The sequence below is a fragment of the Alteromonas sp. BZK5 genome, assembly GCF_014349115.1.
Lineage (GTDB): Bacteria > Pseudomonadota > Gammaproteobacteria > Enterobacterales > Alteromonadaceae > Alteromonas > Alteromonas macleodii.
The window spans coordinates 1-19058 of the sequence record NZ_JACSOE010000023.1 but is presented as its reverse complement, the minus strand read 5'-3'; the positions used below and the strand labels follow the sequence as shown (position 1 = coordinate 19058).

Genomic DNA, 19058 nt, shown 5'->3' with positions numbered 1-19058 from the left:
ACACTCTCATTTTGACTTGTGGCCTCATAGCAACTAAGTGTCTGTCCACAATATTTGCTCTTTCGTAAATGCCATTTACTTAAGGCTTATATACAGCTTTTGCTCCGCAAGGTAGACTAAACCTAGTTCAGAATGGGTTCAGTTAACCAAGTTATACTTATCTGTAGTTTGGCCTGAGTGGGATAATAATTGTGAGGTTGTATGAAATTATCGCTTCGTGTTGCAGTAGTTTGTTTAGTGTTAGCTTTGTCTAACACAGCGCCAGCTTTGGCGTTTCAAGACTCTGGCGGCGATATATCAAAAAGCGAAGCTGCTGAGCGTGCTCGCGTTGCTGTAAATGGACGCGTCTTAAAAGTTGAACAGACCTCAAAAAACTACCGGGTAAAAGTACTTAAAAAGTCAGGGCGAGTAGTATCAGTAGATGTAGACAAACGCTCAGGCAAGGTAAAAACAAATAAAGATAAGGACTAACATGCGTATCCTCGTAGCCGAAGACGATAGCAGATTATTAACCCAGCTTGATGCGCTCCTTCAGCAAAATGGCTATAGCGTAGACCTCGCAGATAATGGTGAGCACGCGCTTTTTCTCATTAAAGAATATAGCTATGACCTGGCTATCGTCGACATCGGCATGCCAAAGCTAGACGGATTTGAGGTTATACGAAAAGCCCGTCAAGCTGATATTTCCTGCCCTATACTCATTTTAACTGCTAGAGATAGGTGGCAAGAGAAAGTGGAAGGCCTTGATGCCGGAGCCGATGACTACCTCACCAAACCCTTTCATAACGAAGAGTTACTTGCTCGAACAAAAGCACTAATTCGACGAGCTTCAGGACAAGCGAACCCAACCATTCAGTTCGGCCCTATCTCACTGGATACCGTTAGTGAAGAACTATCGTTAAACGGTCAAGCTCTGGATCTAACAGCTTACGAATACAAAGTCATGGAGTACCTTATGCTTAACCCGCAAAAGGTCATCTCAAAAACAGAGCTAACCGAGCACATTTATGACCAAGATTTCGATTTAGATAGTAATGTCATAGAGGTTTTCGTTGGAAGACTGCGGAAAAAGCTGGACCCGACCGGTGAGTTAAAGCCAATCGAAACCCTTCGAGGTAGAGGCTATAGGATAAATAGAAGTTTATGAGGCAATTGTCGCTACGTCTTCGGAGTATCTTTCTAGCGATTGTTCTTCTAGCGTTATTTGCGCCGTTTACTGTTGTCATTTTAGACGAGGCATATACTGATAGCCTTACGCAAGCCAAGATGAGTGAGCTTAGGTTGATGAACTTAGGTCTGTTATCGGCTTTCGAGTTAGATGGCGACCTGCCCTATATGCCTGAAATTTTATACGAAGAGCAGTTAAACCTTCCGGGATCAGGTTATCTTGGCGTGATTGTGTTTCGAGACGAAGTAATTTGGCAGTCAGCCTCAGCTCTTGAATATACCTTTGCACCACCTGAGATAGACGTTGCAGTCGGTAACGAGTTATTTTTGGATTCTCATACACCTAAGTTTGAAGAAGATTCCGAGTTTTTTGTATACGCCTTTACTGCGGAATTTGCTTCAAGTAGAGACTTCGAGCCTGTTCGGTTTTATATATTTAACAATAAAGCACTTTTTGAAGCAGAGCGGAATACGTTCTTAGACACGACGTGGCAGTGGATTTTCACGCTCTGTATAGCGCTCCTAATTTTTATTATTATCGGGATTAGCCTAGTACTTCTTCCTGTTAGAAAGTTAATTGACGAAATTTCACAAGCCTCAAGTGGACATAAACGCCAGTTAGAATCACGCTATCCCGTTGAATTCGATTCCTTAAAACAATCCATTAATGGTTTGCTTCAAACTGAGGCCGCCCAAAGGGCGAGATATAAAAACAGTTTAGGAGACTTAGCACATAGCTTAAAAACGCCTTTGGCAGTAGCATCGGGCACTAGCGATTTACCTACTGAGGTAAACGAAGCATTACAGCAAATTGACCGAATCATTAAACGCCAGCTGAAAAGAGCGAGTGCTGGAAAATCTGGCTGGCAACAAGCTATCTATATATTACCCATTTTGCACAAGCTTGCCGATGCAATGGATAAGGTCTACCAAGATAAAGCCCTTACTATAGAGTTTGAACTGGATGAGGATACTCAGTTTAAAGGAGACGAGACCGACTTCATGGAACTATGTGGCAACCTTCTAGACAATGCATGCAAAGCAGCGACCAATAGAATTATCGTATCAGCGTCGAAGCGTGCTGGTTGGCTAACAATTAAAGTAGAAGACGACGGCCCTGGTATTCCTGACGACAAAAAGGTGCTTTTGTTAGAGCGAGGAACTCGACTTGATACCTATACAGAAGGCCACGGAATAGGCATGGCGTTGGCGGCCGATTTAGTTTCAATCTACGAAGGTAGAATGCTCATCGAGGACAGTTCGCTTGGCGGTGCTCGTATCGTTATTCAATTTCCCAATCACGAATAGTGCTTTAAAAAGTACAACGAAGTTTGTGCATGACCGTTAAATCCTCGAGCTTTCAATTGCTCTAGTATGAAAGTGGACAGACACTTGAGTTCCTACAAAAGTTGGGGCGTATGGAAAGCGGACACACACTTAATCTTGCACAAAAGTTTGGGGGGACTGACACATTCTCAATTGACTGTTTAGCTAGAGACCAATGAGAGTTTTTTTTAAATCGATTGAGTGTCTGTCCACTATCGCACTATCGACTTTCACAAACAAGTGTCTGTCCACTTTCTACTTCCACTAAGTTACGACGCAGACTTCTCACCTTCACTCGATAACAGCACCGCAAGCCACTTGCTCTCCTCGCGAGACTCTAATGCTATTTTTACCACCATGGTTAACGGAACTGAGAGCAACATTCCAACGGTGCCTAGCAGCCACCCCCAAAATATTAGCGAAAGGAATACCACAAGTGTAGAGAGCCCCATGCCTTTACCCATCAATCGAGGTTCCACCATATTTCCCATAATGGTATTAACAAGCACAAAGCCAAGCGCTGCGAAACCTGCTGAGGCAGGGCCAAGTTGAACAAAGGCTATCAATACTGCGGGCACAGCAGCGATAATTGAGCCAATGTTAGGAATAAAGTTGAGCATGAAAGCCAACACAGCCCAAAGCATGAAATGATCTACCCCCATCACATACAGCCAAACCCCAATAATCAAACCTGTCCCTAAACTAACCACAGTTTTTATCGCTAAGTAACTGTTCACAGAACGAATAAATCTGTCGATATGCTTTAGTTTCATTCCAGGATCAGCAAGGGCAATATGCAACCGGCGGGGAATACTGTCTGCTTCAAAAAGCATGAAAATGACAGTAAGAAGAATAAGGAAAAGGTTTGAAAGTACGCCGCCCATTCCGCTGATGAAATTTGTTGCTACAGACATAGCCGTTGCTGGATCAAGGTGCGAAGCGATTAACTCTCTATTGATGTGAATATTAAATTCAGCCAATTTGGACACAACCCAGGCAAACTCTGTATCAAGCTTACTTCTGTATTCTGGCAAATTTTCTCGAAACTCGGTCATAGACTGGCCAACTAAGCCAGCTAAAAGAAAACCAAAAACAACGATAAGCAGTATAACAAAAGTTATAGAGAGCCATTTAGGCACGCCAAATTTCGAAGTCCAACGTATTATTGGGCTACACGCGATCGCTATAAAAATAGAGAGAAAAAACGGTACCATGATCGTACTGGCGGCTTTAATACCAGCCATTACCACTACTAAACATGCTAAAACGATTAGAATTTTTGCTGTTGGCGAGCGTAGTTCCATTGACATTTTGTGCTACATTCCTGACTGAAACGACAACACTTTACAACGACTTATAAACAACTACAAACAAGAGACTTCAATGAACTTTAATCTTGCCACTATTAAAATTAAAAACTTAAGACTACGCACTTACATTGGCATCAATGAAGATGAAATAAAAAACAAGCAGGACGTTGTTGTTAACGTGAAAATTGATTACGACGCTGAAAAAGCGACGAACACCGACGATATGAGTGATGCGCTTAACTATAAAACGATTACAAAGGCAATCATCAAGCTTGTAGAAGACAACCGTTTTTCTCTTCTGGAAAAACTTACCGCCGATGTGCTAAGCATTGCATCGGAACATTCTTCGGTGCGCTACGCTGAGGTTGAGGTCGATAAGCCACATGCCCTTAGATTTTCTGATTCCGTGTCCCTGACACTATCTTGCAATAAGACGGGATAAGGTCATACCTCGAGGAGCTAATTGTGAACATTCTTTTGACCGGTGGAACAGGGCTGATAGGAAGCGAATTTATTCGTCAATATTCTCGAGAACATGAATTCACGGTGATTTCTCGCGACTTTGCAAAGGCAAAGAGCAAATTGGGGGATAACGTCAAAATCGTCGAGAACGTTTCTTCGATAGAAAATTTTGAAAGTTTCGAGGCAGTAATTAATTTAGCTGGTGAGCCTATCGCCGATAAGCGCTGGACAGACACTCAAAAGAAAATAATTTGCAATAGCCGCTGGGACATCACTTCTGAGCTAGTCTCAAAAATAAATAGTTGTGATGCGCCTCCGCCTGTTTTCTTATCGGGCTCCGCGATTGGTTACTACGGCAATCAAGGAGACAAGCTTGTAACTGAAGAGACTCCTCCTCATAACGAGTTCACCCATGAACTGTGCGCTAAATGGGAGACTATTGCCCAAAGTGTAGATCAAGCTAAGACACGTGTCGTAACGCTTCGAACTGGTGTAGTTCTCACCGAAAAAGGCGGAGCGTTAGGGAAAATGGCACTACCGTTTAAATTGGGGGCCGGAGGTACACTTGGGAGTGGTAGTCAGTATTTGGCCTGGATCCACTTACAAGATATGGTGCGTGCTATCTCCTTCTTGCTCGAGAATAGTGCATGTTCTGGTGCATTTAATTTAACGGCACCGGAGCCTGTCACGAACAAGATGTTCTCTAAAGCGCTCGCAAAATCACTTAGCCGGCCTTGCCTGTTCAATGTCCCGGGCTTTGTTATGAAAATAGCAATGGGCGAATCGTCGACGATGATACTTGAGGGGCAAAGAGTCATTCCTAAAAAACTTACTACCGCCGGCTTCAGTTTTGACTTCCCTTCTATCAACGAGGCGCTAAGAGAAATATATCGCGCATAGTTGAATTACTGAAATTCGTTATGTGCCTTGTGGACAGTCACTTGAATTGCTAAGCAAGTGTGTGTCCACATTTATTGCACAACATTATCGCGAGGCACTTTGCTTAGTCACAGGCCTCAAAAACATCTATTTACTATCAAACCAGAGCACTTCTCAAACTCTTCGCGAAAACCATTCTTTCGTAATTAGCGAACTTTGCTGTGAAATGCACAGTGGACAGACACTCATTTGAATTGAGTGATTGTCCACTGCCCTTAATCTAAACGGCACTTAACCGAGTGTCTGTCCGTTTTGTATTAAAGCGCATTTTAAACTAACGCAACAATACCTAAACCATATTCCGCAGCATCTGACTGGTATTAAGTGTAAGCAAACGCCAGCATCCAAACGCACCTAATATGCCTACAACGACAGCGCCAACGCTTGGCGCTATTGCCCAGTATTCTGGGTGTAAGCTTGCTTCCATTTGGAATACAGAGGTTTGAAGTAAATAAAGGCTCAACTCATTGGCCATTGCTGCCATAAAGCCTGCTACTACACCAATGATAACAAACTCAAAAATAACACTTTTTCTTATCAACGTCCCCTTTGCACCGAGCGTCCGAAGTATGGCTATTTCTTGTCTGCGTTCATCCATACTCGCCTGTACTTGTGCAATCAACACCAGACTGCCCGCTAACAATACCAGCACCAAAATAAATTCAACGGCAACAGACACCTGATCCACAATCTCTCGCAACTGATTAATTCGAGCATCAACGTCGAACATAGTTATTGATGCAAACGGTTTAAGTAGGTTAGTTAACTCTGCCTTTCTCTCGGTAGGAAGGTAGAAACTAGTAATATAAGTTGGGCTAAATGCGGCCATTGCCTCAGGGTGAATAACGAAGAAAAAGTTAGGCTGCATAGTCTGCCAATTCACAGTACGAATACTCGTTACTTTCGTTTCGACAATCTCGCTGCCCACATTAAAAGTAAGCCGATCGCCCATTTTAATGTTCAACCTTTCTGCAACGCCTTCTTCAACGGAAACCGGGAACCATCCTTCGCTGTATTGTTTATCCTCATCGCCATGCCAGTTCCCGTCAATGACCTCGTTTTCTTTTTGAAGCGCGTTGCTCCAAGTTAGGTTTGCTTCTCTGCCTAAACCTCTTCGGCCTTCTCGATTCGGCTCATCTTCTTTAGAAACCTCGGTGTTTACCCCTTCTCCATTTACCGAAACAAATCGGCCTCGAATGACAGGATAAAACTCTTCAATTTTTACGCCATTGTCAGCGAAGTGTCTGTCCAACTCGGGTTGAATATCCGGCGTAATGTTAATTAAGAAGTAATTCGGTGTACCTTCTGGCAATTGCGAGCGCCATTGCGAAACCATATCGTTGCGCATTACCAGCACCACTAAAAGCAACATAATGGTGACGGAAAAGCTAATAAGCTGCACGCTGTTGTCCATTGCACGTCGCTTAATACGTGCCCATGCCAACTGCCACGCCCCCATTCTTCCACTGCCCAGCTTGCGACCTACTGCAATTAAGATATACGTAGCACCAAGTAATCCGAGCACCAACGCAGCGCCGGAAACGAAAAGAATAGCGCTAATTTTTAAATCGCGGCTATACATCCACATCAATAAAAATATCGCACCACCTGATGCCACGAACTGAATGCTTCTGGAACGTAAATTCGCTGATATGTCCTTTCTTAATACGCGAAGCGGGGGAACTGAAAATAGCTGCAAAAGCGGATATAAGGAAAAGAGCAATGCACACGTAGCGCCTGTAGCAACGGCAATTAAAAGTGGTCGCCAATGCCACACGTCAAGAGATACATCCACTCTGTCCGCTACAAGTGAAACCACCACTTGCTGACCGATAAAACCAATAACAAGGCCGATAAATATACCAAGCCCAGTAATGAATAAAATTTGGAATAAATAGACTTTTCGGATAGTGCTGCTTGTTGCACCCAAGGTCTTCATTATTGCTACGGGATCAAAGTGACGTTGAGCATAACGCTGAGCAGCAACGGCAATGGAAACGGCCGCTAGTACTATTGCTAACAAACTCGCTAACAGAAAATAGCGCTCAGCACTTGCGACAGAGCGCCCTATCGCTGACTCGTCATCTTCGACTGTCCGCCACGAGTGTAAGTCGTCATTTAATTGGGGCAATAACCAAGTATTGAAGTTTTCTATATCACCCGCATCACCGGCAAAAAAGCCCACATAACGAGCGCGACTCCCTGGCCCGGTTATCGCAGTTTTTTCCAAGTCGTTTAAGTTAATTAGCGCAATAGGGTCAGTATTAAACACGCTAAAACCAGCATCGGGAATATCTACCAATACATGCGTAACGGTAAAAGTGCCATCACCAATATCGATGCTATCGCCAATAGAAAGCCCCAAGCTCTGAAAAAGCCGAGACTGTACCCATGCTTCGCCAGATTGTGGCAACTCTGCAGTATTGCGTTTTTCTCCAAAAGGCTGGTCAGTAATATTGACCGTCCCTTTCAGTGGATAAGCGTCATTCACGGCTCGTAAATCAACAAGCGACATCTCGTCGCCTTTAAATACCATTGAACGTGTTGCTACCTGCTTTGCCGTCGCAAGGCCCTCTTCTCGGGCTCTAGCCAACCATTCCTCGTTTATAGGGTCGTCTGAACGAAGTTGCGCATCTGCTGCAATGAAAGCCGCAGAGCGAGACTTTAGTGCGCCCTGTAAACGCTCGCTAAAAAGTGACAACGACAATACGGCTGCCACAGAAAGCACAATGGCCAGCAATATGATGGTCAGTTCACCACGTCTAGCTTCATGCTTGAAAAGCCGCCAAGCTAAATTAAAAGACGTCGACATCTAAACCGCCTCTTTCTTATTCATTGTGTTCGCGCCAGTTGTTTCAACTAATTCGCCAGCATTCATAGTGAGTTGCCTGTCACAATGTTCCGCAAGCTCGTTATCATGAGTTACGAGTACGAGAGTTGTGCCTTTTTCTCTATTCATCTCGAACAACAGCGCTTCGATTTTTTCACTATTTTTGGCGTCTAGGTTGCCGGTAGGCTCATCGGCGAAAAGTATTTTGGGAGAGGTAATAAATGCTCGCGCTATGGCAACACGCTGTTGCTCGCCCCCCGACAACTGATTAGGGAAGTGATGTGCGCGATGTTTCAATCCGACTTGCTCTAGAATATCCAAAGCTAGTGCCTTTGGGTTATCAAGTCCTGCAATTTCTGCCGGTAGCATCACGTTTTCTAAGGCTGTTAAGCTTTGAACTAACATAAAGCTTTGAAAAATGAAGCCTACTTTATTTCCTCTTAAAATCGCGCGCTCTTCTTCATTCATGCTGTGAAGTGCTTCGCCATCTAAGAAAATTTCCCCTTCTGTAACTTGGTCAAGTCCAGCTAACAAGCCCAAAAGGGTTGACTTACCCGAGCCTGACGCGCCAATAATGGCAACGGACTCACCAGACTTGACTTCAAAAGAAATAGGACGAAGGATCTGCAGTGAACCTTCACTCGTATCCACTACTTTGGTTACAGCATTAGCTTTTATCATAAGAGGTCATCAATTCGTGTTTGTTAAATTTCGTTATTTGTTCGCTTTTTTACTTATTCTTTTAATACCCTTTCAAGCGCTATCAGATCAAGCCGAGCAGAGCGACACAAGCGAAAATGCGGTTTTACTTATCTTAGGTGACAGTTTATCCGCGGCTTATGGATTACAGCAACATGAGGGTTGGGTCAGTTTGTTACAAAAAATGTGGCAAGACGACAACATTCCGATTGATATTGTAAATGCTGCGGTAAGCGGAGAGACCACTGACGGTGGTTTAGCGCGATTTCCCCGTTTATTAGAGCAACACAACCCTACCCATGTATTGATTGAACTGGGCGGTAATGACGGCCTTCAGGGCCATAATATCGGTAAGATTAGGGATAATTTAGATTCGCTGGTAAGTGTTGCGAAGGAGAGTAATGCCGTAGTGTTTCTGCAAGAAATGCAGATTCCTTCTAATTATGGCAAGCGCTATACGCAGATGTTTACTCAAAACTTCAATAAAGTAGCGGAAGCTCAGGACGTTCAAAAAATTCCATTTTTCCTTGAAGAAATAGCGCTAAATAAGGACTTAATGCAAAACGATGGTATTCATCCCAATGCTGAGGCACAGCCTTTGATCGCTAATTTTATGGACAGACACTTAAGAAGTTTAATTCTTAGCGCTCAATAATTGTGCTAATCTTATCAGGTGATTTTTTAAATGCGAGGTTTGTTTATGGACGTTTCTTCTGTTAATTCGTCTCCTGTTTCCACTGTCTTAGAATCGCCACAGCGACCTACTCAACAGGTTGAGCCCCGTAATGTGCAAGAAAGTCGCGAGACTCAGCCCCAGAGCACACAGCAGACCTCAAGCGCTAACGATGGACGTGTGGGTTCTAGGGTTGACGTGTTTGTATAACTTGCCCTTTAAATTAAATTGTTAGGGACAGACACTCGTTGGTACTTTTGCTTAGTCCTCTTGCTAGTAGAGGCGGCTTTGCAATAAGGAAATTAGAAAGGACAGAAACCCGGCGAATAAGGGTGTCTGTCCTTTTTCTTTTGGGTCAAATAGACTTAACGATTGACGTCTATCCGTTATGAAATTCGAGTGTCTGTCCACGATTGCCAGTTCTGAGATTTGATCGAAAGAGCACTCATGAAAAATAACCGTCCCTAAAACTGTCCCAAAGACCACTTAAAATTGACGCCGTAAATCTCATAATGTCAATAAATAACTATGGGATACGGATATGCCTCTACCTCGTTACAAGCAAATAAATACTGATGTTACACCTTATTACCACTGCATTTCTCGCTGCGTGAGGCAATCTTACCTTTGTGGTCGCGATGCCCGCACTGGCATAAACTATGAGCATAGAAGAAAGTGGATTCAAGACAGGCTCCATAAGCTTTCTCAAGCTTTTGCCATCGACCTATGCGCCTACGCTGTTATGCACAATCACATTCATGTGGTATTACATATAGCAAAAGGCAGAGCTGAAGGCTGGACGATGGATGAGGTCTTGCTTCGGTGGAGGATGTTTTATAAATGCCCGCCCGTAGTGCAGCGATATTTAGAAAACTTTGATTCTGTAACGTCAGAAGAACTTGCTGAATTGAAATCATTATCTGTTTTATATCGAGAGCGACTTCAAAGCATCAGCTGGTTTATGCGTATGCTCAATGAATATATTGCTCGAAGAGCTAACAAAGAAGATGAATGTAAGGGCTATTTCTGGGAAAGAAGGTTTAGGTCACAAGCTATACTCGATGAGAAAGCACTGGCCAGTGTAATGGCTTACGTCGATTTAAATCCCATTCGAGCAAAAATAGCGACGACGCTAAGCAACTCTCACCATACTAGTATCCAATATCGGTTGAATGCCAAACGCTCGAATAAAACGCCTAAGTTTTTGATGCCCTTTAGCGATAGTCACCACAAGAACACCGTGCCGTTGCCCTTCGCATTAACCGATTATTTGCAGCTTATCACTGATACGATGAATGCAGAGAGTAATAACGATACCTGCAAAGTCCCAAAGCTTCCCAACCACTTGCTAAGTAAGCTTGGAATGACAAAAGAGAACTGGCAGATAGTAACTAGTAATTTTGAAACACTTTTTACTGGGCCTGTCGGTTGCCCCGAGATGATGGAGAATTTCGCCAGATGCTGCCAAAGGGCATGTCGCCCAAACGTTGCAAATGCTCAAAGGTATCTGTCGTGAACCTCTAACACCATTGCAAAAGTACTTGGCTAAATATCGGCTTGGCGTGCAAGCACATCAACAATGTCCTGAGATTTCGTTAGGCGCCTTATGTCGTTGAACAGAACTTCAGCTTCAGGGTATTGTCTTTTCAGATAGCCGCACCATTGCTTAATTCGGTTGGGGTAATATTTGCCCTTATCACCAAAAATCTCGTAGCCAGAGTACTGAATCAGCAAAGCAGCCAGTTCAGACCATGGCATAGGTGCTACACCCTCTTTAATACTCATCGCCAAATTAGGCATTGCCAATGCACCTCGTCCAATCATAAGGTTGGTACACTCTGATTGGCTCTGACAACGCTGAGCGTCTTCAGCGTTCCAAATTTCACCATTTGCGACAAGTGGAATATCGGTGTGTTGTTTTATCTTCGCTATCCAGTCCCAATACGCCGGTGGTTTATACCCCTCCGTTTTGGTCCGCGCATGAACAACGAGCTCAGAAGCGCCCGCTTCAGTGATAGCTATAGCATTCTCGATAGCTAAAGATTTGTCTTCAAAACCTAGTCTGATTTTGGCTGAAACTGGGATTTCTGCAGGAACAGCGTCCCTTACAGCTTTCACAATGTCATAAAGGGTTTGGGTTTCTTTCAACAAAACCGCCCCACCCTTACTTTTATTAACTGTTTTGGCAGGGCAACCAAAATTTAGGTCAACACCAGGAGAGCCCAGCTCTATCGCTGTTTGTGCATTCTCTGCAAGCCACTGTGGATGTTGTCCTAATAATTGAACTCGGACAGGCACACCTGCCGGAGTTTTGCCGCCATTGTGAAGCTCAGGGCAAAGTCTATAAAACGTTTTCTTTGGTATCTTTTGATCGACCACTCTTACAAATTCAGTAACGCACTGATCGAAACCACCCACGCGAGTGAGCATATCTCTCATTAAGTGGTCGACAACGCCCTCCATAGGGGCAAGCATTACTTTCATTGCAAACGTCTCAGATTAATAGAACATAAAATTGGCGCGGGAGTTTAGCAAAAAACACTTATATCAGCCAGGCTTTGATGCTTAGTTTTTCAACTTCTGTGGCTGTCTATTTAAGGTGGTTTTAAATTGCAGCTGTTTAAATTTAGTAAGTGTCTGTCCGCTGAACACTTTAATTCATGTGAGAATGATGCTGGTTTCTAATTTTGTACGAATGGAGAAAACTTGTGTGTCTGTCCATACGTAGAAAGTTCTTGGTAGAAGTCCGCACTTAGCCTATTTACGAGGCTGTGACTGGGTAGCGGCTTCCTTTTCTAAATTTTCAAGGCGAGTGAATACGGCGTTCTTTTGATTATCGGTGTATGTCCGCCAATTAATGATTTCTTCAATCGTACGTTTACACCCAATGCAAATGTCTTCTTCGGTTAATTTGCACAATGCTACACATGGGGAAATTAAGTTCATAAAGCTTCTGTTTTATCCAGACCGTCTTTTTTACTCTGTATTCGCGAAGCTGCGATAGCTGCCATTGTAGTTTCTGATAGCTCTTTATTGGACCACAAACAGACATGACAACCAAAGCGCGATTCAAGATATGAGGAAAACTCAGTGTCTGTCCCACAGTCATACCTCACTAAATTTTGCTTTTTACCGTCGTAAATAACCGCAGAATAAGTAAACACAAAGAGCCTCCTAAAAAAGAGGCTCAAATATACATCTAGACGTCTAAACGTTCAAGCGTCTAATTTAAATAATCGAGTGCAGCGCAAATTGCGGCCACCTGAGCATCATTGCAATTCTCGGGTGTCGCATTATCGCTATCGGGATAGACTTCTGTGGTTGTGACGTACTTAGCATCTGTCATACCTCCACAAAGGTACAACGACTTCTTGTCATAGCAAATTACACCTTCACTCACCACATCTGCACCTATAATCTTTCCGTTTTCATCGGCCGGTGCGATATGCGTTACTTTTTTCACAGCCTCAATAACTGCTTTTTGAAACTCTATTTGGGGGCTTGGAGTATTAGCAACCGTATAGAAACCATCTGGAATGTTCCAGTTATCATGGGTCACCCCATCCCGCGCAGCCAGTGCTGGTCTAAACTCACTATTGTCCGTGTCTGTCGTTTCGTGCAAATCAATATGAAGCGTAAGAGATAACGCTAAATCAGATACTAATTGCATAAGCTGAGCAGACTCTGGTGCAGGAGAATCACTGTAAAACGAGCGATTCGGATCTAATGCCATTGGGTTCCATCGATTTATCGACTCGTATCCCCAGGGACTTACACATGGCACCACAACTATATTTACTTGCTCTGCGTACTGAGCCAACTTTGTTTCAATAAATTGAAGCGCTCCTTGCACACCACTAGTTTCGTAGCCGTGAACACCGCCTGTAACGAGTGCAGACGGCTTTTCAGCGTCAAAACTCTTGGGAATTACAGCATATAGTGGGTAACGCGCTGTATCATAAGGAAGTGCGCCATACTGCTTTAACTCAAAGCCTTCAGGGATAATGTTGAAGAGTTTATTAAGTACTTCTTCCTGATAACTTCTTTTCACAGTCTGCTGTGCTTTCCATTGGGCTTTTTCTTCTTCGCCCCACGGCTCACCAGGAGTTCCAATTGGATAATTCTGCATATAACACCTCTTTTGTATTTTTTAGATCATAACAGTTCAACAAGCTCACGTATCTATCACACAAAAGTTTCTTAAAGGGTTGTGACATGAGTTCTTTACGCATTGAACCTCTGAAAAGTACTTGCGCGAAGGTGTTGACGCCTCTTTTGTAAGAATTGCAAATTCCGATGAAAATGATCGGTGTATGTCTAGGTAGATGGTTTAAAGAGGGAAAGAAGAGTGTCTGTCCACTGAAGCTTTCTTAAGATGGCTTTGCATTTATTTGCTTACAGATTTAATTGCAGTGTCTGTCCACAAAGTTTTAAGCCAGAAACAAAAAAACCAGCCGAATGGCTGGTTTTTTCGATATGGCGTCCCCTAGGGGATTCGAACCCCTGTTACCGCCGTGAAAGGGCGGTGTCCTAGGCCTCTAGACGAAGGGGACTGAAAATTTTCTTTCGAAAGCAACGCTTTCGAGATTTTCAGTAAGGCGAAGTGAGTCAGCAAACTGAGCGACCTTACCCTACCGAAACTTTCAGTCAAAAGTTGAATAATCAACTCCAGCCTATTTCACAGTTTTAATCGACTGTGACGCGATAAAATGGCGTCCCCTAGGGGATTCGAACCCCTGTTACCGCCGTGAAAGGGCGGTGTCCTAGGCCTCTAGACGAAGGGGACTGAAAATCTTCTGTCGAAAGCACCGCTTTCGAGATTTCAGTTAGGAAAAGTGAGTCAGCGAACTGAGCGACCTTTCCTTACTGAAACTTTCAGTCAGAAGTTGATTAATCAACTCCAGCCTATTTCACAGTTTTAATCGACTGTGACGCTATAATATGGCGTCCCCTAGGGGATTCGAACCCCTGTTACCGCCGTGAAAGGGCGGTGTCCTAGGCCTCTAGACGAAGGGGACTGAATTCTTTCTTCGAAACTAAATTTTCGAATTTTTCAGTCCGAAGCTGCGTTAACAACTTCAGCCTATATCAAACCACATCTCAATGTGACTTGGTGGAGCCAGGCGGGATCGAACCGCCGACCTCCTGCATGCCATGCAGGCGCTCTCCCAGCTGAGCTATGGCCCCATCATGGTACCAGTCATTTTGTGTGACTGTTCCGTGACAGCGGGGCGCATTCTAGGCATCCCCCCCTGTCATGTCAACGCTTTTTTTATGAATTTTCTCTGTTTGCTATAAAAGTAAGCGCTTTGTCGATTCTCTCGCCAATTTTCTCTTTTGAGATAAGATTCAACGTGATATCTAACGACGGTGAATTACCACCACCTGTCACAGCTACACGCAGCGGCATACCTACTTTCCCCATACCCACTTCCAATTCTTCGGCTGTACTATTTATAGCAGCCTGAATATTTTCTGGGTTCCACTCTTCAATTGCCATTAATTTATCTTTAGCAAGCTCTAATGGGCCGCGAGCGACTGGGCGAAGGTGTTTTTTTGCTGCGTTGGCATCAAAATCTTCATAGTCTTGATAAAAGTACGTAGAAATCTCAGCTAACTCTTTTAGCGTTTTTACTCTATCGGCCTGAATAGCAATTATAGATTCAAGCGCTGGGCCTGTCGTTAAATCAACATTCAACTCTTCAAAGTGCCACTTAGCGTGTGACGCAACTTCACTTGCTGGTAATGTCTTAATGTAGTGTTGATTCAACCAGATTAGCTTTTCTGTGTTAAATGCCGATGCAGATTGCCCAATGGCATCTAAGCTGAATTTCTCAATCATTTCATCAACTGAGAAAATTTCTTGGTCGCCGTGAGACCACCCCAACCTAACAAGGTAATTAAGCACAGCTTGCGGTAGGAAACCATCATCGCGATATTGCATCACGCTTACAGCGCCATGACGCTTAGATAACTTCTTGCCGTCATCACCCAAAATCATAGAAACGTGAGCATATTCTGGAACAGGTGCACCAAGCGCTTCAAGAATATTGATTTGACGTGGCGTGTTATTAATATGGTCTTCACCACGAACTACGTGAGTAATACCCATATCCCAATCATCAACAACTACACAGAAGTTATATGTAGGGGTACCGTCAGAGCGCTGAATAATAAGATCGTCTAGCTCAGTATTGCTAATCTCGATTTTTCCACGCACGTGATCATTAATTACCACTTTGCCTTCTAGAGGGTTTTTGAAGCGGATAACAAAAGGCTGACCTTCTGGATGATCCGTTCTGTCTCTCCACGTACCTGGGTAGCGAGGCTTCTCACCACGTTCTTTTTGCGCTTCACGAATCGCATCTAACTCTTCAGAGCTCATAAAGCATTTATACGCTTTACCTTCATCCAAAAGCTGCTGAATAAGTTCTTTATATCTATCGAAACGCTCAGTCTGATAGATTGGACCCGTATCCCACGTTAAACCTAACCATTGCATTCCGTCTAGAATGGCCTGCTTTGCTTCTTCAGTTGAACGCTCGATATCTGTATCTTCAATACGAAGAACAAACTCGCCGCCTTTGCTTTTAGCAAGAAGCCAAGAATAAAGCGCAGTTCGTGCGCCGCCAACGTGAAGATAGCCTGTTGGGCTGGGTGCAAATCGTGTAACAACCGACATGGTCACTCTCTATTGTTAATGTATTTCTAAAGTTGGGCGCATTCTACCAGTGTAAGCGCGACTTCAAAAGTAAGATAAGAATAGAAGGAAAAAGAAATCTCTTGAAGTAGTTTAGATGGTACGAAGAAAGTGAGCTATAAAGTGGACAGACACTTATTGTTGAAGCCCACTTTTTCAAAATTCATTTCTTACTGAAGTGGACACACACTCAAAAAAGTCCAACGATCAGAGAGTGACAGAACCGATAATAGCTTCAAAAAAGTAAGTGGGTGTCCGAAAAGACCAGGTACTTTAAATAAAAAGATTCTGCACGCACTTTATCAGGTTTACGTGAGTGTCTGTCCTTTCTCCTTCTCTCCTTTGTTTTTTCGTTGCGCGTTTTTAAGTGACTGTCCACTTCAATTCCACCCAACCTCTATTTCAACTCTTAGTAAGAAGCAAGTGTCTGTCCACCCAAGCTCCAGCTTTTTCGTGTAAACCCACGCTGCAGTTTTTGTCTATCAATAAATTCAAAACGCGATTAAAAACGCTGTTCTTTTCATCAATTTAGTTAAGATGCAGCCAGAGTGTCTAAAATTCGGGCACACAGTCATTTTTCTTTAATTTTATTGTTGACACTAACGGAACCGACTCTATAATACCGCCCCACTTGCTTAGGCAAGCTTTAAAGAAATATGGACGCTTAGCTCAGTTGGGAGAGCATCGCCCTTACAAGGCGAGGGTCACTGGTTCAAGCCCAGTAGCGTCCACCACTTCTTCACCGTGGTTAAATAGTGAAATCGAAAATATGGACGCTTAGCTCAGTTGGGAGAGCATCGCCCTTACAAGGCGAGGGTCACTGGTTCAAGCCCAGTAGCGTCCACCACTTCCTCACCGTGGTTAAACAGTGAAATCAAAAATACGGACGCTTAGCTCAGTTGGGAGAGCATCGCCCTTACAAGGCGAGGGTCACTGGTTCAAGCCCAGTAGCGTCCACCATCCCTCTCAATATATCAATCTTTAGAAACACAACAATCTAACTATGTCTTAGTCGTTGTCACGTTAAAGCATTTTGGCTACTCCTACACCAAATCCAGCAATCATTATCAATAACCAGTACTGAAATTCAGCTACGAGCAGCTTCCATTATGCGATAGTCTCCATAAAGAACTATACTTAAGGTGTACTTACCGTGATATGGTAAGAAAAATAAGGGTTCTCATGTTTCAGAGGCTACTAATTGATGAAACTACACTTAGCTAGAAATACTAAGTTGTTAATTGCTGAAGACCAGGTGCTGGCGAAAAGCCATATGCACTATGCACTTGAGCAGTTAGGTTTCAAGAACATGAACTATGTTGATAGGCCCTCTCATGCCCTTTCGGCACTGCAAGAACATGATTATGACGCCATTATCTGCTCTTATAATTTGCGCTCTGAACAAGGCGGTTATTTTTTACTTGAGCAACTAAACGAAACTCATTCACTACCCCTCACCAGCGCATTCATCTTCACCAGTGCAGATACCTCAGCAGAAGTCGTACACGCCATCATAGAGTTACAGCCGGATGAGTTTATCGCTAAGCCCTTTTCGGTTAACGAGTTAGACAGGCGACTTTCCAGGGTTTTATCAAGGAAAAAAGCGCTAAAGAATATCTATTCATTCATGGATAAAAGGGACTACGAAAAAGCCCTGGCCGAGGTTGAGTTCTTCTTATTGCAGCCTGAGCAAGCCGAACACTTTCCGCTAGCGATGAAGATTAAAGGCGATTTGTTGATTATCACAGAAAGGTTTCAAGAAGCCGTAGCCTTCTTTGAATCGATAATTAACGTTCAAGATTTTAGCTGGGCAAAAATGGGGATCGCGAAGAGTCTGTTGGCACTCAATGAATTGGACGATGCCGAAAGAGAAGTTATCCAGTTAGCAATGCGACCTGACTCTGCGCTTGAGGCCTATGACTTACTCGCCAAACTACAAATTAAGCAGTCAGCTTTTGACGACGCGCTGGAGTGTACATCGCTGGCGTGCAATATCTCACCTCAAAACATTGCTAGACATAAGTTAGCGATAAATTTGGCGCGGATCACCCATGATTACGAAAGTCAGTTTAACAGCGCTAAAAAGGTGGTCCGCTACGCGAAAGACTCTATCCATGACAAGCCAGATATTTATTTAACTGCCGCAAGAGCGGGTGTTGATTTTGCTATGACATCTGAGCCCGAACACGTAAACAGCATAGTTAAACAAACTAATGAGTATTTGCGACAGTTGAAAAAGGCTCACCCGAAAGCAGCCTTAAACGATGAGCTGACGGTGATTGACGCGCGTCTTCATTATTTGAAAGACGACACAGTGAAAGCACAAATGCTGTTGTCAGATTTTCACATTGATCATGCCCAACACCACTCCACAGAAGCCTTGCTTGATAGAGCCAAAGCCCTTCATGAAGTAGGAATGAAGAAAGAGTCCCTTGCGATTTTAGACGCCATTTCCTCAAGGCAGGATGAGGAGAACGATGAATTAAACCTCATGGCCACCTATTTAAAACAAGAGAAAGAAGAAAAAGAAGCGATTACGCTAAGCCCTAAAATGCTTAACAACACCGCCGTTGCACAGTATAAACGGGGTAATTTAGAGCAGTCTTACACAACATTTGCTCAAGCGTTCCGCGTCATGCCTAAAAATCCCTCTATTGCGCTTAACTACCTTCAAGCAATAGTAAGGGCCCGAAAAGCTAACGCGCCTATGCTTCCCGACACCCTTTCGGCCATCAAAAAATGTAGAGAAACACTCGAGTCGGCAGCTTTGTCAGAAGATCAGTATTCTCGCTACGAGAACGTAAAAAGCATTCTAAAGAGCGAATGATAACGTCAGTCATTCCCCTCGCCCTTCTTATACCATATATGGACCCTCTCCGATTGCAAGACACCGTGTTGATTTAATAACGTGATTCATTGCTGCCATATATTCGGCTTTTTCGTGAAGTCAAT

General features: G+C 43.6%; 17 protein-coding genes and 7 tRNA genes. 12 read left to right on the top strand and 12 right to left on the bottom strand.

Annotated features, from left to right (window positions below; genetic code table 11):
• The first annotated feature begins 201 nt into the window (after window positions 1-201).
• The 3 genes from BIZ39_RS08990 to BIZ39_RS08980 are packed head-to-tail and all read left to right on the top strand — an operon-like array spanning window position 202 to window position 2475.
• Window positions 202-471 (top strand): PepSY domain-containing protein, encoded by a 270-nt coding sequence (locus BIZ39_RS08990; protein ID WP_014948937.1) that lies wholly within the window; start codon window positions 202-204, stop codon window positions 469-471.
• 1 nt (window position 472) lies between these two features.
• A complete protein-coding gene (locus BIZ39_RS08985) occupies window positions 473-1147 on the top strand; it encodes a response regulator transcription factor (protein WP_014948936.1) in 675 nt (224 codons plus the stop codon).
• Window positions 1144-2475: an ATP-binding protein gene (locus BIZ39_RS08980; RefSeq protein ID WP_187446821.1), complete on the top strand. Its 1332-nt coding sequence runs from the start codon at window positions 1144-1146 to the stop codon at window positions 2473-2475. Before BIZ39_RS08985 ends, BIZ39_RS08980 begins: the two co-directional genes overlap by 4 nt.
• A 287-nt stretch (window positions 2476-2762) precedes the next feature.
• On the opposite strand, the gene BIZ39_RS08975 is transcribed toward BIZ39_RS08980, so the two are convergent.
• Window positions 2763-3803: an AI-2E family transporter gene (locus BIZ39_RS08975; protein WP_014978826.1), complete on the bottom strand. Its 1041-nt coding sequence runs from the start codon at window positions 3801-3803 to the stop codon at window positions 2763-2765.
• A 73-nt stretch (window positions 3804-3876) separates the two neighbouring features.
• Here BIZ39_RS08975 and folX point away from each other — a divergent pair, with 73 nt between their 5' ends.
• A complete protein-coding gene (folX, locus tag BIZ39_RS08970; RefSeq protein WP_187446820.1) occupies window positions 3877-4245 on the top strand; it encodes a dihydroneopterin triphosphate 2'-epimerase in 369 nt (122 codons plus the stop codon).
• Between the two features lie 23 nt (window positions 4246-4268).
• The gene (locus tag BIZ39_RS08965) at window positions 4269-5165 is read left to right on the top strand and encodes a TIGR01777 family oxidoreductase (RefSeq protein WP_187446819.1); all 897 of its coding nucleotides are present in this window, start codon (window positions 4269-4271) and stop codon (window positions 5163-5165) included.
• A 328-nt stretch (window positions 5166-5493) separates the two neighbouring features.
• Here BIZ39_RS08965 and BIZ39_RS08960 read toward each other — a convergent pair whose 3' ends face one another.
• Both BIZ39_RS08960 and BIZ39_RS08955 read right to left on the bottom strand, forming a co-directional pair.
• Window positions 5494-8016 carry an ABC transporter permease gene (locus BIZ39_RS08960; protein WP_187446818.1) on the bottom strand — a complete coding sequence of 841 codons (2523 nt, stop codon included), beginning with the start codon at window positions 8014-8016 and terminating at the stop codon, window positions 5494-5496.
• A complete protein-coding gene (locus tag BIZ39_RS08955; protein WP_039225748.1) occupies window positions 8017-8715 on the bottom strand; it encodes an ABC transporter ATP-binding protein in 699 nt (232 codons plus the stop codon).
• Window positions 8716-8731: 16 nt separating this feature from the next.
• Here BIZ39_RS08955 and BIZ39_RS08950 point away from each other — a divergent pair, with 16 nt between their 5' ends.
• From BIZ39_RS08950 to BIZ39_RS08940, 3 genes are all read left to right on the top strand, one after another.
• Complete coding sequence (locus tag BIZ39_RS08950; RefSeq protein ID WP_049586851.1) at window positions 8732-9388, top strand: arylesterase; 657 nt, start codon at window positions 8732-8734, stop codon at window positions 9386-9388.
• Between the two features lie 45 nt (window positions 9389-9433).
• The gene (locus tag BIZ39_RS08945) at window positions 9434-9616 is read left to right on the top strand and encodes a hypothetical protein (RefSeq protein ID WP_080589178.1); all 183 of its coding nucleotides are present in this window, start codon (window positions 9434-9436) and stop codon (window positions 9614-9616) included.
• Between the two features lie 331 nt (window positions 9617-9947).
• The gene (locus BIZ39_RS08940; RefSeq protein ID WP_049586852.1) at window positions 9948-10922 is read left to right on the top strand and encodes a transposase; all 975 of its coding nucleotides are present in this window, start codon (window positions 9948-9950) and stop codon (window positions 10920-10922) included.
• A 29-nt stretch (window positions 10923-10951) separates the two neighbouring features.
• Here BIZ39_RS08940 and dusC read toward each other — a convergent pair whose 3' ends face one another.
• The 9 genes from dusC to gltX form a co-directional block, all read right to left on the bottom strand.
• A complete protein-coding gene (dusC, locus tag BIZ39_RS08935) occupies window positions 10952-11890 on the bottom strand; it encodes a tRNA dihydrouridine(16) synthase DusC (RefSeq protein ID WP_049586853.1) in 939 nt (312 codons plus the stop codon).
• Window positions 11891-12163: 273 nt separating this feature from the next.
• Complete coding sequence (locus BIZ39_RS08930) at window positions 12164-12352, bottom strand: DUF1289 domain-containing protein (protein ID WP_168462766.1); 189 nt, start codon at window positions 12350-12352, stop codon at window positions 12164-12166.
• A complete protein-coding gene (locus BIZ39_RS08925) occupies window positions 12349-12570 on the bottom strand; it encodes a hypothetical protein (RefSeq protein ID WP_061094655.1) in 222 nt (73 codons plus the stop codon). Before BIZ39_RS08925 ends, BIZ39_RS08930 begins: the two co-directional genes overlap by 4 nt.
• 59 nt (window positions 12571-12629) lie before the next feature.
• Entirely contained in the window at window positions 12630-13535 is a 906-nt protein-coding gene (locus BIZ39_RS08920) for a M14 family metallocarboxypeptidase (protein WP_049586858.1), read from the bottom strand.
• A 348-nt stretch (window positions 13536-13883) separates the two neighbouring features.
• Window positions 13884-13959: transfer RNA gene (locus tag BIZ39_RS08915), tRNA-Glu, on the bottom strand.
• Between the two features lie 157 nt (window positions 13960-14116).
• Window positions 14117-14192 (bottom strand) — tRNA-Glu (locus BIZ39_RS08910).
• A 156-nt stretch (window positions 14193-14348) separates the two neighbouring features.
• Window positions 14349-14424, bottom strand: a tRNA-Glu gene (locus BIZ39_RS08905).
• Window positions 14425-14517: 93 nt separating this feature from the next.
• Window positions 14518-14593: transfer RNA gene (locus tag BIZ39_RS08900), tRNA-Ala, on the bottom strand.
• Between the two features lie 85 nt (window positions 14594-14678).
• A complete protein-coding gene (gene gltX / locus BIZ39_RS08895; RefSeq protein ID WP_014948924.1) occupies window positions 14679-16088 on the bottom strand; it encodes a glutamate--tRNA ligase in 1410 nt (469 codons plus the stop codon).
• A 676-nt stretch (window positions 16089-16764) separates the two neighbouring features.
• Here gltX and BIZ39_RS08890 point away from each other — a divergent pair.
• The 4 genes from BIZ39_RS08890 (at window position 16765) to BIZ39_RS08875 (ending at window position 18933) form a co-directional block, all read left to right on the top strand.
• Window positions 16765-16840, top strand: a tRNA-Val gene (locus BIZ39_RS08890).
• Window positions 16841-16877: 37 nt separating this feature from the next.
• Window positions 16878-16953: transfer RNA gene (locus tag BIZ39_RS08885), tRNA-Val, on the top strand.
• A gap of 37 nt (window positions 16954-16990) precedes the next feature.
• Window positions 16991-17066: transfer RNA gene (locus BIZ39_RS08880), tRNA-Val, on the top strand.
• A gap of 244 nt (window positions 17067-17310) precedes the next feature.
• A complete protein-coding gene (locus BIZ39_RS08875) occupies window positions 17311-18933 on the top strand; it encodes a response regulator (RefSeq protein ID WP_187446817.1) in 1623 nt (540 codons plus the stop codon).
• The last annotated feature ends 125 nt before the right edge of the window (window positions 18934-19058 follow it).